This window comes from Stenotrophomonas chelatiphaga, assembly GCF_001431535.1.
GTDB lineage: Bacteria > Pseudomonadota > Gammaproteobacteria > Xanthomonadales > Xanthomonadaceae > Stenotrophomonas > Stenotrophomonas chelatiphaga.
In genome coordinates this window covers 1-14376 of sequence record NZ_LDJK01000096.1, presented here as the reverse complement: position 1 = coordinate 14376, position 14376 = coordinate 1, and the positions used below count along the sequence as shown (strand labels likewise).

Below are 14376 nucleotides of genomic sequence, written 5' to 3'. Positions count from 1 at the left end.
CATGTCCAACTTTGAATTTTCCGACGGTCTGCAGCAGTTGCTGCATTCGGTCGGTCGTGTCCAATCCATCGGTGACTTCGTCTTCTTCCGGCTGATTCTGGATTTCCTGGAAGAGCGGATCACCGAGTTCGGCATCGAACTGCTCGGCAACACGATGGCCTGGGTGGGTGGCATCGCACTGACGATCATGACCATCTGGGTGCTGGTGCAGGGTTTCCGCATCGCGACCGGACGCAGTCGCGATTCGATGATGGAACTGGTCACCAACATGGCCCGTGCGGCGCTGATCGTCAGTGTGGCGACGACGATGGGCATGTTCGGACGTGAGTTGAATGAATTCCTGACCACCGATCTCAAGGAGCGTATCTCCTTCCTGGTGACCGGAAAGGGCTCGCCGGAAGAACAGATCGACGAGGCACTGGCTTGGATGCAGGTGGCGTTGTCGAGCATCGATGCGATCAACGTGATGGGTGATCCCAGCATGGTGCAGGAGAAGTCGCGCGCGTTGTGGTTCATCGGCCTGGGTACGGGGGGGCCTGCCATTACCGCCGGTTCCATGCTGCTGCTTTACCAGGTGGCAATGGCGCTGTTCATCGGTCTCGGTCCGATCTTCATTTTGTGCCTGCTGTTCGACCAGACCAAGGCGCTGTTCCAGAAGTGGCTGCTGTACGGAATCGGCACGATGTTCTCCATGGCGGTTCTGGCGGCGATGGTGTCGATCGCGCTGGACATGGTGATCCGTGTCGCAGGTACCTTCTGGATAACGGCATTGGCCGACAAATTCCTGCTTGATGGCGCACTCGCCGATGGCGTGACCAGTCAGGCCATGCAGCAGGGCGGCATGGGGCTTATCCTAACGACCTTGATCCTGACCGCGCCCCCAATGGCAGCGTTCTTCTTCCAGGGTACGCTGGGCAACTTCATGGCATATTCGCAGATAAGCGGTGGTGCCGGCGCTGCCCCGAGTGCGGATGGAAGGCCGCCGGGGACGTATACGCCGAGTGCTCCTGCGTCGACGATGCCCCAGTCGGACGGTTCCTATTCTTCTCAGGACGGTCGTTTTCTGGGGTCGGGCGTTGGTTCTCAGTCGAGTACACCTGATCACGGCAAAATGGGCAATGCAAATCGATGAGTATCTCGGGTAACGAGGAGCCATGTCCGTGTACGTAAAAATTGCTTCCATTAAAATCATGCTTTGTATGCTTCTGGGAGCGGCGGGCCTGTGGTTGTTGCCCGATGAAGCTAATGCGGAAGGTGGGTGCCCTCCGGGACATTATCCAATCGGCGGCCAAGGTGTGCAGGGATGTGCACCGATACCCGCTGCATCAACACCCGTGAGCAGGCCCAATGGTAAGTGGATAAAGACGTGGGGCGCGTTGGTGTACTCGGATAGCACCGGAGACACCGGCGTTGCGACGGGTAAGACCAGCAAATCGGCCGCGGTGGACGAAGCGTTGGCAAATTGCCGGGGTGGCGGATCACCGGACTGTGAGAGCCAGGTCACGTACAAGAATCAGTGTGTAGCCGTGGCCAGGCCTACGACTACGGGCTCTGAGGGCGCCTATTTCACGGGCGCGACTGAGGATATTGTTCGACAGGGAGCACTGGCGCGCTGCACTAGAGGTGGTGCGATCTGTGAGGTCAAGTATGTCGACTGCACGCTGCCTATCTTTGAGAAGTTCTAGAAGTTTTGGGAATCAATGCGCGCCGGCCTTACGTGCACCGGCGCGCACGCCTCATGTAGGACGGAGCTGCGCAGCGCACGACGCCCAAAGCTTGAGGGCTGTTTACAGTGACTGCAGCAGACCAATCTTCGAGGCGTATCAAGACTGCGGTGATTTTGAAGGCTCAGTTGTTGCTGAGTAACCAGGTGGCGATGGCGCTGTTCATCGGCCGGGGCCCGATCTTCATCCTGTGCCTGTTTTTTCGAGCAACCCGAGCGCTGTTCCAGAGACGGTTGCTGTACGGAATCGGCACGATGTTCTCCATGGTAGCCCTGGCTGGAATGGTGATCCGTGTCGCAGGTACCTTCTGGATAGCGGCATTGGCCGACAAATTCCTGCTTGATGGCGCACTCGCCGATGGCATGACCAGCATGGCGCTGCAGCAGGGCGGCATGGGGTTGATCCTGACTACCTTGATCCTGACCGCACCGCCCATGGCGGCGATGTTCTTCCAGGGCACGCTGGGTGCGTTCATGGCGTACTCGCAGATCGGCGGTTCGCCGGGCGCTGCTGCACCGGGTCCGCAGGGACAGCCGCCGGGTTCTTATGCGCCGCAGCAGGCCGCTCCAGCAAGCACGGCAGCCACCGGTGAGACAGCTCAGAGTCGGGTAGTGATGCCTAATATGGGAGGAGAAGCGGGCGCCGGTAACGTGGCACCAGCAGGTAGCCGCGGTAATGCGCCCATTGGTTGAGACGGTATAGGGATGGAGGTATGGCAATGACGTACAGGAGACCGCGGGGCGCTTGGATGCTTTTCATCGCATTCTTCTTCTCACTGGGCAGCGCGGGTGCCGACGCCGAAGGGCGCTGCCCTCCGGGCCAGTACCCTGTAGGCGGCCAAGGCGTAGGAGGCTGCGCACCGATTCCAGGCTACAGTGGCAACCAGGCGGCGCAGCCCGCGCCGCCGCCGATTGATCCGGGTCGTTACGAGGACCGCTGGGGCGCAATGGCGCTGTCTGACTCGACTCCTGATGCCGGCGTCGTGGTCGACCAGTTGACTGAAGGTGATGCCAAGCGTGTCGCCATCGAAAAATGTTCCCGGAACGGTCTGAAAGACTGTCGGATACTCCTTACCTACCGAAATCAGTGCGCTGCGTGGGTCGTTCCATCTGCAGACGCGCCAGGGGCGAAAACAGGCATTTCAGCTGGATTGTCCGAGCAGGCTGCGGTGGACAATGCAACTTCGAAGTGCAAACACGCCCCCGGTGGTTCATGCGTGCTCGCTTACAGCGCGTGCAGTCTCCCCCAGTGGACGCGATAAGCAACGGCTGGGCGTCGAGTCCATCCTCGCCGGCACGCGAGTCAACGCATGCGGGTCGGCATCTGTTGAGTGCACCGCCACCCTTGGTCAACCGCGTGCACAACTCTTCATGCGCGTTACTCTTGCTGTCAGCAGTTATCGTCTGCTCCTGGCTTCCTGCTTTTCCCGCATTCGCAGAGGGCCGCTGCCCGCCCGGTCAATATCCTGTGGGCGGCCAAGGCGTAGGAGGCTGCGCCCCCATCCCGGGGGCTGCAGCGAGCCAGCAACGCGCTGCTCCGCAGGCAACTGCGCCGACATCACGTTGGGGAACGCGATGGGGGGCCATCGTGGCCTCCGCAGCCACGTCTGATGCGGGTGCCGCCACGGGCCGTCTGACGAAAAGCGACGCGCTCAGCGAAGCGATGGCGAAATGTCGACGCAATGGCGCCACGGACTGCAAGGTGATGGCCGAGTACAGCAACCAATGCGTGGCGTGGGTCGTGCCGGATGGCGGCGATGCCACGGCGCTCGGCGGCCTGGGCGAAGGCGCTACGCCAGAGCTGGCAATGAAGAAGGCACAGAGTTATTGCGAAAACCGCGCAGGTAATGGCTGCGAGGTCGCCTACAGTGCATGCAGCCTGCCTGAGATTGAGCCGATCTGACTGCTGGCTGCGCATCAACCCGCCAGCTGTGCATCGATGCTGCCGGGACCGGTGTACAGCGAGCTATGAGGCCTGCAGTTTCCCTGAGCGCTGAGCCTGTTCGTACAACCTCTTCCCCAGTGGACGCTCAGAGCGTCCATCTGGCCTGGTCTTGAGCCGATCCCACGCCGAAACCAGCGCGTGAGATCGGTTTGACCGAGGCACGGACGCGTACGGAGGGCCCTGCCCAACCAAGGCGCCCGGGAACGGCTCAGGCATTCATGCTGCGCGCAGCCACCTGGCCCTGCTCGATCTGCATGTCACGCTCCTGCGAGGCCACCTGCTGCGCGGCCTGCTGTGAAGCCACGCGCTCGCTGGACTGATCCAGTGACGTGTTCATCGCCTCGGTGGTCGCCACCGACACCCGCAGGTGCGCCGGATCGTTGACTTCACCCTGCACGCCAAACGTGCGCGACGCATCGCTGCTCATCAGCACATTGTCGATGCGGGTGCCGCCGTTGGCATGCATTTCCGCCGCCAAGCTGCCGGCGAGCTGGCCGCTGTGCTGGTCCGGTGTGCGGCCCACGCGCAGGTCCTGTGCTTCCACGCCGCGCAACGCGTCCTGGAACAGCAGGTTGCCGGGGTGGCCAGGCTGATCCATGCGCATCGCGCCGTCGCGCTTGTGCGCTTCTTCTTCCGCCGCGTTGCGCGCAGGCTCGCCCGGCTCCAGCGGGCCGCGGATGCGGTTGATGATGTCCTCCGCGTTGCCGATCCCACCGCGGGTCGCAGTGGTCAGGCCGCCGCGCAGGAATTCCAGCTTGTCGCGGTACTCGCTGATCATGCCGTCGTTCTGCTTGGCCAGCGTCTGCGAGGCGGGATTGTTCAGTACCGAGCCCTCGCCCAGGAAGTTGTGCATCTTGTGCGAATCCAGCGACCGACCGGCAGCCAGCAACGCCGAATCGGGCATCAGGAAGCCAGCTACCGCGCCGTTGCGGAAGCCGGATCCGTACAGGTTCTTGATCTCGGTTTCGTTCGCATAGACCTTCACCTGGCCGTAGTGGCCGGACGCCGCGCTGACCGGATCGGCCGACATCACATGGTTGACCATCGCATCGCCGCCTTCGCGGATGCGGTAGCCCAGACTGGCTGCGCCGTAGGCATTGAAGGTTTCGCCCTTCAGGCCGTGGTGGTGCGCGGAAATCTGTGCGAGCGAGCCGCCCAGCGAATGGCCGGTGACGGTGACATCGATGTGCTGGCCTTTACGCTCCTGCTGGATCTGTGCGTACGCGTTGGCGCGTCCAGTAAGGGCGATTGCATCGTCCGCCTGCAGGTTGGTGCGTGCGACCACCATGCCCAGGTCGGTGACCACGTCGTGCAGCGGTTGTTCGGTACCGCGGTGAGACACCACGATCTCGTTGGTGTCCACCCGCTGGTAGATGAAACCCTGGTAGCCGTTCTTGTTGTTGACGTGCTCCAGGATGCGGTAGTTGTGGTCGCCGATCGGGACCACCTCCGCTTCATCGGGGGCCCAGCGACCGACTGCGTGATCTTTGTACGCATCATCGGCCAGTGCGGCGTAGTCCTGGCTGCGCAGGCTCATGGCTGCGCCTCTTTGGCGGCCAAGGTGATCGAGAACAGCTTCTCGCGCAGCTCCGGCTTGAAGCCCTCCGGTGCATCCTCGCCGTAATCGGCGTAGTCATCCATCGATTCGCGCGGGTAGCCCATGTCGGCGTAGTGCTGGGTTTCGGTCTCGCCCTTGACGAAGCGGTCCGCTTCGATGAAGGAAAGGAAGCGGGTTTCGCCGTCGGCACCGGTGGCCTTCAGCATCGCGCCGGCGCCGCTGAACTTCCACTGGCAGACGCCGCGTCCGTAATAGTCCTCGTCCTGCATCAGGTCCAGATACACCGTGCCACGGTATTCGTTGTCGCTGACTTTCTGCAGCTTCACCTCTTCCTTGCTGGTGATACGGCCCGCGCGGCCGGTGGCCGGCACGATGCGCCCGCATTCCTGTTCATTGATGACGTCGTACTGGGCGGTGCCTTTGACCATGGCGAACGGGCCCGGAGCATCGTCGATCTTCAATACGAATTCGTATGCCTGGCGCGGGGCCGGGTTGAGCTTGGCCAGGCCGCGGCCGCCCTGTTCGACGTCCTGTTCTGCGGCAGTGATTTCCTGATTCATGGCGGTCTCCGAATGGCAAGCAGTTAGAAGCAGCAACACAGCGCACGGTAGAAGGGTTTGGCGCACTGGGGGCCTCCTGGATGGTGGATGGAATAAAGAGGTCAGCAGTCGCATCGCGCGGTACTCATGCATTCATGCTGCGCGCGGCTGTGGACTGGATCTGTTCGATCTGCTGGTCGCGGTCCTGTGCAGCCAACTGCTGGAGGGCCTGCTGCGATGCCACGCGTTCGCTGGACTGATCCAGCGGAATGTTCATCGCCTCGGTGGTCGCCACCGAAACCCGCAGGTGCGCCGGATCGTTGGCCTGGCCCTGCACGCCGAAGGTGCGCGAGGCATCGCTGCTCATCAGCACGCTGTCGATGCGGGTGCCGCCGTTGGCATGCATTTCCGCAGCCAAACTGCCGGCCAACTGGCCGCTGTGCTGGTCCGGCGTGCGGCCCACTCGCAGGTCCTGGGCTTCCACGCCGCGCAGTGCGTCCTGGAACAGTAGGTTGCCGGGGTGGCCGGGGCTGTCCATGCGCATGGCGCCATCGCGCTTGTGTGCGTCGTCTGTAGCCTTGCGGGCCGGCTCACCCGGATCCAGCGGGCCGCGGATGCGGTCGTAGAGATCCACGGCCACGCCCGGCACGCCGCGCGCACCGGTGGTGACGGCCCCGCGCAGCAGTTCCATCTTGTCGCGGTATTCGTCGATCATTCGCGCGTTCTGCTTGGCCAGCGCCTGCGTGGCAGGGTCGTCCAGCACCGAGCCGGCATCAGCGAAATTGCCGAGCTTGTGTGCGCCCAGCGAACCGGCTGCGGCGACCAGCGCCGAATCCGGAATCACGCCGTTGTACCACTTGTTGCTGAAACCCGCGTTGCCCAGCGTGCGTATCTCATCGGGCCTGGCGTACAGGCGGACCTCGCCGTAATGGCCAGAAGCTGCGCTGACCGGATCCGAGGCCATGGCGTGGTTTAGAACGCTCTTGCCACCTTCGGGAATGCGCAGGCCAAGGCTGGCCGCGCCGTAGGCGTTGAAGGTTTCGCCTTTCAGGTCGAAGTGGTGAGCGGTGACCTGGGCCAGCGCGCCGCCCAGCGAATGCCCTGTGACAGTGACTTCCGGGGCCCGGCCTTCGTTCTCGCCGATGTGCTTGGACAAGGCGACCGCACGCTGGGTCAGCGCGATGGCGTCGCCTGCCTGCAGGTTGTAGCGCGCCAGCACCATCCCACCATCGGCAAGCACCGCATCCTGCGCGATCTCTTCGGTGCCGCGGTGGGAGACGATGATCTCGCCGGTATCCTCGCGCTGGTAGATCGTGCCCTGGTAGCCGTTGACGCGGTTGTTTACGTGCTCCAGCACCTTGTAGTTGTGCCCGTTGAGTGGAACCACTTCTTCCTGGCCAGGCGCGCGGCGGCCGACCCTGTGGTCTTCATACGCATCGGCGGAAAGCGCAGCGTAGTCGCGGTGGGTGAGCGGCATCAGCGCACCTCATAGGCGGTCAGGGTCGCGGTGAACAGCGCATCCTGCAGTTCCGGGCGGAACCGGGTCGGGTCTTCGTGGCCGGCCTGGCCGAAGTCCGGCACCGACTCCACGCGCGGGTAGTCGCGATTCGGGTAATGCCGGGTGAGCGCCTTGCCGGCGATGAACTGATCGGCCTGGATGAACGAGGTGAAGCGGGTTTCGCCGTCGGCCCCGGTGGCTTTCAACATCGCACCGGCTCCACTGAAGGACCACGTGCAGACACCGCGGCCGTAGTAATCCTCATCCAGCATGCGGTCCAGGTAGACCGTGCCGCGATACTCGGTATCGGACACCTTCTTCAGCTGCACCGGCTCCTGGCTGGTGATGCGCGCGGCCATGCCGGTGGCGGGAATGATGCGGCCGCACTCCTGCTCATTGGTCACGTCGTACTGCGCCACCCCTTCCACCACGGCGAATGCACCGGGGGCATCGGCGATGCTCAGCACCAGCTCGAATGCCTGGCGCGGGCTGGGATTGAGCTTGGCCAGGCCGCGGCCGCCGTTCTCGACGTCCTGTTCGGCGGTGGTGATTTCCTGGTTCATGGCGTTCTCCGGATGGCAGGCGGTGAGGAGGAGCAGGGCAGCGCACGGCAGAAACGTTCGGCGCACGGAGGGCCTCCTGGCTGCGGGTGGAAAGGGGGAAGTCGGTGCAGTCATGCCGGGTCGCGCAAGCGATCGAGCATGCCGCCGAAGGGCGCAGGGCAGGGCACGCGTGCGGGAGCCTGGGGCTCGAACCGGTGTGCGTGGGCCGCGGTGTTGTCTCCGTTCCTTGGCGACATGTGCTCGATTCGTGACGAATAGACCTCCTTTTTACCAGTTCGACGTTTCGTTTGCGTCAAAACGTTGGCGCGCGGGTAACGGGATCACATCGGTGGCGCCGCGCAACGCTAGGCGGAAACGCCTGATCCCAGGCGTGATAGACCGCACTGCATACCCGCCAAGCGCGGCTCGGCGCTACCATGGCGGGGAATTTCGAATGCCATCATGTGATCAGGGGAACCGATTGAATTCGCAGGAAGATTCCACTGACTCCGTGCCTGCCGAGCACGCGGCTTACCTGCGCAGCCAGCTGATCACCTATATCGGCAACAAGCGCGCCCTGCTGCCGTTCGTGGAGGCCGGCATCGCCCATGCCAAGGACTGCCTGGGCAAGACGCGGATCGATTTTTTGGACCTGTTTTCCGGCTCCGGCGTGGTCGCACGGCTGGCCCGCCGGCATGCCGCGCGTCTGCACTGCAATGACCTGGAGCGCTACAGCGAGGTCGGCAACCGCTGTTACCAGGCCAACGTGGCGGACGTGGATACGCGGGCGCTGGAGGAAGCGCTGGCCCACGTTGCACGGCGGGTGCAGCGCGAACTGGCGCCGGGCTTCCTGTGTGAACTGTATGCGCCGCTGGACGACGATGACATCCAGCCCGGTGAGCGGGTGTTCTATACGCGGCGCAACGCGATGTTCCTGGATACCTTCTGCCAGGTGCTGGTGGATACGCCGGTCGACCTGCGGCCGTTCCTGCTCGCGCCGGTGCTGGCGCAGGCGTCGATGTATACCAACACTTCGGGCGTATTCAAAGGCTTCCACAAGAACCGCGAAGGCGTCGGCCAGTTCGGTGGTACCGCTCGCAACGCGCTGTCGCGCATCCTGCGCCCGATCGAGGTGCAGGCGCCGGTGTTCAGTCGCTTCGCCTGTGATGTGCAGCTGCACCGTCGCGATGCCAATGCACTGGTGCGTGAACTGGACGTGGTGGACGTGGCGTACTTCGATCCGCCCTACAACGAGCATCCGTATGGTTCGAATTACTTCATGTTGAACCTGCTGTGCGATTACCAGCGGCCGTCGCAGGTCAGCCGGGTGTCGGGCATTCCCAGCGACTGGAACCGTTCGGACTACAACAAGGCCCGGCTGGCCGAGGCCGCACTGTTCGATGCGGTGGCGCAGGTGCGCGCCCGTTTCGTGCTGATCTCGTACAACTCCGAAGGCTTCATCAGCCACGAACGCTTCGTTGCCGGGCTTGAGGCGATGGGCGCGCTGAGCGTGATGGACACGCGCTACAACACCTTCCGCGGCAGCCGGAACCTGGGTGCCCGGGACACCCATGTAACCGAGTTCCTGTACCTTTTGGACAAGCGGTGAACCACATCCGGCCGTGCGGGGGCGGCGAGGCAACGACGGCTGCCAGTTCGCGGTAGTGACGGCCGCTGGCCGTCATGGTGGATGCCCTCCGCTGCGCTCGCCGAGCATGGCGATGCCGGTCGTCCTGACCGGCACCCTGCGGGCCGTTGCAAGCGACGTTGGCTGCGGCTCCTGCTGCTGCCTTCGGCGCTACCGATGGTTTCCGGCGCCCGCGTACAATACCCGCATGCCAGACAGCACCCGCCCGAAGTCCGTCCTGCCCGCCACCCAGGTCCACATGGAGGGCTTCGCGCAGGTGCGTGAAGCGCGCCGGTCCGAGCTGGTGGAGGACTACGTGGAGCTGATCGCCGACCTGATTGCCGACGGTCGCGAGGCGCGTCAGGTGGACATCGCCAGCCGCCTCGGGGTGGCGCAGCCGACGGTCGCCAAGGCGCTGAAGCGGCTGGTCAAGGAAGGCTGGGCGATCCAGCGCCCGTACCGCGGCGTGTTCCTGACCCCGGCCGGCGAACAGCTGGCGCGCGATGTACGCGCCCGCCACCAGACCGTGGAGCGGTTCCTGCTGGCGCTCGGCGTGGATGCCGATTCGGCGCGGCGCGATGCCGAGGGCATCGAGCACCATGTCAGCGAAGCGACGTTGGCCGCGTTCGAGGCCTTCCTGGCCAAGGCGGCGCCGCATGTCTGACGCGCTGCCGGTCCACGATGCCGACGAACACTGGATGCGCCACGCACTGGCGCTGGCCGAGCGCGCGCAGCGCGAGTTCAACGAGATCCCGGTCGGTGCGGTACTGGTCAGTGCGGACGGTGAGGTGCTGGGCGAAGGCTGGAATCTCAACATCGCCGAGCATGACCCCAGCGCGCATGCTGAGATCGTGGCGATGCGGCGGGCGGGCAGGGCACTGCAGAACCACAGGCTGATGGGCAGCACGCTGTACGTCACCCTGGAGCCCTGTGCGATGTGCGCGATGGCGATCGTGCACGCGCGCGTGGCCCGGCTGGTGTATGCGGCCACCGACCCGAAGACCGGCGCCTGTGGCAGCGTGTTCGACCTGCTCGGCGACGCGCGCCACAACCACCGGGTGGACATCCATGGCGGCGTGCTGGCACGCGAGGCGAGCACCCGGCTGACCAATTATTTCCGCGCCAAGCGCGGCCGCCCGCTGCTGTCATTGGATGCGCCGGCCACCGACGAGGGCTGAACGGCGCGGTATCATGGCCGCATCCATTCATGGCGAGGCCGCGGCCCGCCCACAGCGAGGAAACACGATGGCCGACACCGGCGCGGGCAATGACCGACTGATCTGGATCGACCTGGAAATGACCGGGTTGGACACCGACAACGATTCCATCATCGAAATCGCCACGGTGGTCACCGATGCCCAGCTCAACGTGCTTGCCGAAGGCCCGGAGTTCGCCATCCACCACGCGGTGGAGCGGCTGGAGGCGATGGATGAGTGGAACCGCAACCAGCACCGTCGCTCGGGCCTGTGGCAGCGCGTGGTCGACAGCCAGGTCAGTCTGGGCCAGGCCGAAGCGGCCACGGTGAACTTCCTGGCCGAATGGATCGGCGCGGGAGCCTCGCCGATGTGCGGCAACTCGATCTGCCAGGACCGCCGGTTCCTGCATCGTGAAATGCCGCGGCTGGAGAAGTATTTCCACTACCGCAACCTGGACGTGTCCACCATCAAGGAGCTGGCCAAGCGCTGGGCCCCGACGGTGGCTGCCGGGGTGGGCAAGAACAGCAACCACACCGCGCTGAGCGATGTGCATGATTCGATCAACGAACTGAAGCACTACCGGCAGTTCATGGGTACCCTGGCTGGCCTGCCCGACTGAAGGGTAGTGACGGCCGCTGGCCGTCAACCGCGGTGGGTGACGACCGTTGGCCGTGACTGTTCATAGTGCAATGGAGCTGAGGAGCGTGACGACCGTTGGCCGTCACCTCCCGGGGCACGGGTCGTCACCCGGCCGTTCAACTCCCCGGCGCTAAGATCAGGCGATGAACGAGCCGATCCTGCTTCCCCGTGACATCGCCCATCAGCCCCAGGACTGGGCTGACCTGCAGCGCGCCGTAAGCCTGCTGGAGGCGCCGACCATCACCGCGCGCATGGCCAACCTGGTCGGCACACCGCTGGAGTTCGCGGTGAGCCGGCTGCCCACCGCGGTGTCCAGCCGCATCCATGGCGCCGTGCAGGCCGCGCTGTACAAGGCGGTGCAGGGCGCGTTGATGAGCATGGACAACACGCCGGGCAAGTCCGCCTCCACGCGCTGGCACAAGCTGGCAGCGGCCACCTCCGGTGCGGTCGGCGGGGCGTTTGGTTTCGCCGCGCTGCTGATCGAACTGCCGGTGTCCACCACCATCATGATGCGCGCGGTGGCCGACGTAGCCCGCAGCGAGGGCTTCGACCTGGCCGACATGTCCACCCGCCAGGCCTGCCTGGAAGTGTTCGCGCTGGGCGGCAACGCCAAGAGCGATGATGCCAGTGAAACCGGCTATTACCTCGCGCGCGGCTTCACCGCCGACGTGGTGCGGCACCTGTCGGCCGAGCTGGCCGGGCGGGTGGTGACCGGCCGCAACCTGACCCTCGGCGTGGCGCCGAAGGAGGCCGGCAAACTGCTGGCCAAGCTGGTGGAGAAAGTGGCCGGGCGGTTCGGCGTGGTGATCACCGAGAAGTTCGCCGCGCAGGCGGTGCCGATCGTCGGCGCGGCCACCGGTGCGGCGTTGAACACCATGTTCACCGACTACTACCAGGACGTGGCGCGCGGCCATTTCATCGTGCGCCGGCTGGAGCGCAAATACGGCGAGGACGTGGTGCAGGCCTGTTACCAGCGCATCGCCCAGGGCTGACGGAGCGGCGCTGCTGCGTCGCCGTCGCGCTGATCGTTGCGCCACAGGCACAACTGTATTGCCCGGCCGGGTCTGTAAGCGGTGGCGGCCGGCCCCCATCCTTGTTGCCTGATCATCGCGCAAGGAATTTCCATGCTGTTCTCCCCGTATTCCCTGGGTCCGCTGCGGCTGGCCAACCGTATCGTGATGCCGCCGATGACCCGCTCGCGGGCCGCCGAAGGCAACGTGGCCACCGCGGCCATGGCCACGTATTACGCACAGCGGGCCTCGGCCGGGCTGATCGTCAGCGAAGGCACCCAGATCAGCCCGCAGGGCCAGGGGTATGCGTGGACGCCGGGCATCCACAGCCCCGCGCAGATCGAAGGCTGGCGCGCGGTCACGGACGCGGTGCATGCTGCGGGCGGGCGCATCTTCGCCCAGCTGTGGCACGTGGGACGGGTCTCCCACGTGGCCCTGCAGCCGGATAATGCCGCACCGGTTTCGTCGTCCGCGCTGCAGGCCGAGGGAGTGAAGGTGTTCGTCGATCCCACCGGTGCGGGTCCGCAGTCCGGGGTGGGCGAGATGATCCAGCATTCGATGCCGCGGGCGCTTTCGGAGGGAGAGATCCCGGGCATCGTCGCCGAGTATGCGCAGGCCACCCGCAATGCTTTGGCCGCCGGCTTTGATGGGGTGGAGCTGCACGGTGCCAACGGGTATCTGATCAACCAGTTCATCGATTCGCAGGCCAACCAGCGTACCGATGGTTACGGTGGCGCGCTGGCCAACCGCCTGCGCTTCCTGCGCGAAGTGGTGGCGGCGGTGGTCGAGGTGGCCGGCGGCGAGCGGGTAGGGGTGCGGCTGGCGCCGCTGACCACGCTGCAGGGCGCAGTGGATGACACGCCGCAGGCCACCTATCTTGCCGCCGCGCACGTACTGGACCAGCTGGGCGTGGGCTACCTGCACATCGCCGAGGCCGACTGGGAGGATGCGCCGGTGATGCCGGTGGCCTTCAAGGAGGCGTTGCGGATCATCTACCGCGGCACGTTGATCTATGCGGGGAAGTACACCGTGGCGCGCGCCGAAGAAGCGTTGGAGAAGGGCTGGGCGGACCTGATCGGCTTCGGCCGGCCGTTCATCGCCAATCCTGACCTGCCGCAGCGCCTGCAGGCCGGCGCTGCGTTGAATGAGCCGGACCGCGCCACGTACTTTGGTGGCGGGGCGGAAGGGTTCATCGATTATCCGGTGCTGGAAACGGAAGAAGCATAGGAGCAGAAGCGTGACGACCAACGGTCGTCACCCGCCAACGGCAAGGGCAGGGGCATGACGGCCAGCGGCCGTCACTACCGGGGGCAGCGCGGGTCGCGCACCAGGGCGTCGGCGCTGGTGACGCTGCCGTCCTTGCCGTGCAGGTACAGGTGCATGTCCTGCTGCGGGTACGGGATGTTGATGCCCGCCTTGTCGTAGCCCAGCTTCAGCTGCTCCAGCAGGGTCACCTTGGTGCCGAAGTGGTCGGCGGCGTTGACGTAGCAGCGGATGCCCAGGTTGATCGAATGCGCCCCCAGTTCGTAGACCACCACGTCCGGCGCCGGCGTGGCCAGCACGCGCTTGTCGGCCTTCATGATGGCCAGCGCGGTATCGCGCGCCAGCTGGATGTCGTCCTCGTAGCCGATGCCGATGACCAGTTCCACGCGGCGCGTCGGCTCGGCGGTGAGGTTGATGATCGGCGCGGCGGTGATCAGTGTATTGGGGATGGTGGTGTGCTGGTTGTCGGCGCCGGTGATCACGGTCTGGAAGATGCGCACGTCACGCACGGTGCCGGTCTGCCCGGCCACCGTCACCACATCGCCCACGCGGAACGGTCGCAGCGTTACCAGCATCACCCCGGAGGCGATGTTGGACAGCGAATCCTTCAATGCCAGGCCGATCGCCAGGCCGGCGGTACCCAGCACCGCCAACAGCGGGGAGATCGGCACGCCCAGCGTGGCGATCTCCCCGCTGTTGGCGGTGCTGGGTACCGCCGGCCTGGCGATCGGCCTGGCATTGAAGGATTCGCTGTCCAACATCGCCTCCGGGGTGATGCTGGTAACGCTGCGACCGTTCCGCGTGGGCGATGTGGTGACGGTGGCCGGGCAGACCGG

Annotated in this window: 15 protein-coding genes and 2 pseudogenes; 12 read left to right on the top strand and 5 right to left on the bottom strand. The window is 65.0% G+C overall.

Features of this window, described 5'->3' with window-relative positions:
* Position 1 precedes the first annotated feature (1 nt).
* From ABB28_RS16470 to ABB28_RS18400, 5 genes are all read left to right on the top strand, one after another.
* A complete protein-coding gene (locus ABB28_RS16470; protein ID WP_425479565.1) occupies positions 2-1132 on the top strand; it encodes a TrbL/VirB6 family protein in 1131 nt (376 codons plus the stop codon).
* Between the two features lie 22 nt (positions 1133-1154).
* Entirely contained in the window at positions 1155-1685 is a 531-nt protein-coding gene (locus ABB28_RS17835; RefSeq protein WP_338063079.1) for a DUF4189 domain-containing protein, read from the top strand.
* Between the two features lie 149 nt (positions 1686-1834).
* Positions 1835-2416: a type IV secretion system protein gene (locus ABB28_RS16465; RefSeq protein ID WP_338063078.1), complete on the top strand. Its 582-nt coding sequence runs from the start codon at positions 1835-1837 to the stop codon at positions 2414-2416.
* A gap of 20 nt (positions 2417-2436) precedes the next feature.
* Positions 2437-2985, top strand: a complete 549-nt coding sequence (locus ABB28_RS18545; protein WP_083492067.1) for a DUF4189 domain-containing protein — start codon at positions 2437-2439, stop codon at positions 2983-2985.
* Positions 2986-3311: 326 nt separating this feature from the next.
* A complete protein-coding gene (locus ABB28_RS18400) occupies positions 3312-3626 on the top strand; it encodes a DUF4189 domain-containing protein (protein WP_245625363.1) in 315 nt (104 codons plus the stop codon).
* 250 nt (positions 3627-3876) lie between these two features.
* On the opposite strand, the gene ABB28_RS16455 is transcribed toward ABB28_RS18400, so the two are convergent.
* The 4 genes from ABB28_RS16455 to ABB28_RS16440 form a co-directional block, all read right to left on the bottom strand.
* Positions 3877-5205, bottom strand: a complete 1329-nt coding sequence (locus ABB28_RS16455; RefSeq protein ID WP_057687448.1) for an XVIPCD domain-containing protein — start codon at positions 5203-5205, stop codon at positions 3877-3879.
* A complete protein-coding gene (locus tag ABB28_RS16450; protein WP_057687447.1) occupies positions 5202-5786 on the bottom strand; it encodes a hypothetical protein in 585 nt (194 codons plus the stop codon). Before ABB28_RS16450 ends, ABB28_RS16455 begins: the two co-directional genes overlap by 4 nt.
* Before the next feature lie 124 nt (positions 5787-5910).
* Entirely contained in the window at positions 5911-7242 is a 1332-nt protein-coding gene (locus ABB28_RS16445; protein WP_057687446.1) for an XVIPCD domain-containing protein, read from the bottom strand.
* On the bottom strand, positions 7242-7892 hold the full coding sequence (locus tag ABB28_RS16440; protein ID WP_083492064.1) for a hypothetical protein: 651 nt from the start codon (positions 7890-7892) through the stop codon (positions 7242-7244). Before ABB28_RS16440 ends, ABB28_RS16445 begins: the two co-directional genes overlap by 1 nt.
* 394 nt (positions 7893-8286) lie before the next feature.
* Between ABB28_RS16440 and ABB28_RS16435 the strand changes: the two genes are divergently transcribed.
* The 6 genes from ABB28_RS16435 to ABB28_RS16410 all read left to right on the top strand — a co-directional run bounded on the left by ABB28_RS16435 (position 8287) and on the right by ABB28_RS16410 (position 13504).
* Entirely contained in the window at positions 8287-9414 is a 1128-nt protein-coding gene (locus ABB28_RS16435) for a DNA adenine methylase (protein WP_211260405.1), read from the top strand.
* A gap of 226 nt (positions 9415-9640) precedes the next feature.
* Positions 9641-10096, top strand: a complete 456-nt coding sequence (gene mntR / locus ABB28_RS16430) for a manganese-binding transcriptional regulator MntR (RefSeq protein ID WP_057687478.1) — start codon at positions 9641-9643, stop codon at positions 10094-10096.
* Positions 10089-10610 carry a tRNA adenosine(34) deaminase TadA gene (gene tadA / locus ABB28_RS16425; protein ID WP_057687443.1) on the top strand — a complete coding sequence of 174 codons (522 nt, stop codon included), beginning with the start codon at positions 10089-10091 and terminating at the stop codon, positions 10608-10610. Before mntR ends, tadA begins: the two co-directional genes overlap by 8 nt.
* Positions 10611-10677: 67 nt before the next feature.
* Positions 10678-11247: an oligoribonuclease gene (gene orn, locus ABB28_RS16420; protein WP_057687442.1), complete on the top strand. Its 570-nt coding sequence runs from the start codon at positions 10678-10680 to the stop codon at positions 11245-11247.
* A 163-nt stretch (positions 11248-11410) separates the two neighbouring features.
* Positions 11411-12259 carry an EcsC family protein gene (locus tag ABB28_RS16415; RefSeq protein ID WP_057687441.1) on the top strand — a complete coding sequence of 283 codons (849 nt, stop codon included), beginning with the start codon at positions 11411-11413 and terminating at the stop codon, positions 12257-12259.
* 132 nt (positions 12260-12391) lie between these two features.
* Positions 12392-13504, top strand: coding sequence for an alkene reductase (locus ABB28_RS16410; RefSeq protein WP_057687440.1), 1113 nt, complete (start codon positions 12392-12394; stop codon positions 13502-13504).
* A gap of 74 nt (positions 13505-13578) precedes the next feature.
* Here ABB28_RS16410 and ABB28_RS16405 read toward each other — a convergent pair.
* Positions 13579-14226, bottom strand: a pseudogene (locus tag ABB28_RS16405) (mechanosensitive ion channel family protein); the annotation flags it as partial.
* Positions 14227-14233: 7 nt separating this feature from the next.
* Here ABB28_RS16405 and ABB28_RS17820 point away from each other — a divergent pair.
* Positions 14234-14376 (top strand): annotated as a pseudogene (locus tag ABB28_RS17820) (mechanosensitive ion channel domain-containing protein); the annotation flags it as partial.

Bases quoted from the DNA above. Each gene is read 5' to 3' on its own strand.
- ABB28_RS16415 (WP_057687441.1), top strand. From the start codon at position 11,411: ATGAACGAGCCGATCCTGCTTCCCCGTGACATCGCCCATCAGCCCCAG.
- ABB28_RS16470 (WP_425479565.1), top strand. From the start codon at position 2: ATGTCCAACTTTGAATTTTCCGACGGTCTGCAGCAGTTGCTGCATTCG.
- ABB28_RS17835 (WP_338063079.1), top strand. From the start codon at position 1,155: ATGTCCGTGTACGTAAAAATTGCTTCCATTAAAATCATGCTTTGTATG.
- ABB28_RS16455 (WP_057687448.1), bottom strand. From the start codon at position 5,205: ATGAGCCTGCGCAGCCAGGACTACGCCGCACTGGCCGATGATGCGTAC.
- mntR (WP_057687478.1), top strand. From the start codon at position 9,641: ATGCCAGACAGCACCCGCCCGAAGTCCGTCCTGCCCGCCACCCAGGTC.
- tadA (WP_057687443.1), top strand. From the start codon at position 10,089: ATGTCTGACGCGCTGCCGGTCCACGATGCCGACGAACACTGGATGCGC.
- ABB28_RS16450 (WP_057687447.1), bottom strand. From the start codon at position 5,786: ATGAATCAGGAAATCACTGCCGCAGAACAGGACGTCGAACAGGGCGGC.
- ABB28_RS18545 (WP_083492067.1), top strand. From the start codon at position 2,437: ATGGCAATGACGTACAGGAGACCGCGGGGCGCTTGGATGCTTTTCATC.
- ABB28_RS16445 (WP_057687446.1), bottom strand. From the start codon at position 7,242: ATGCCGCTCACCCACCGCGACTACGCTGCGCTTTCCGCCGATGCGTAT.
- orn (WP_057687442.1), top strand. From the start codon at position 10,678: ATGGCCGACACCGGCGCGGGCAATGACCGACTGATCTGGATCGACCTG.
- ABB28_RS16410 (WP_057687440.1), top strand. From the start codon at position 12,392: ATGCTGTTCTCCCCGTATTCCCTGGGTCCGCTGCGGCTGGCCAACCGT.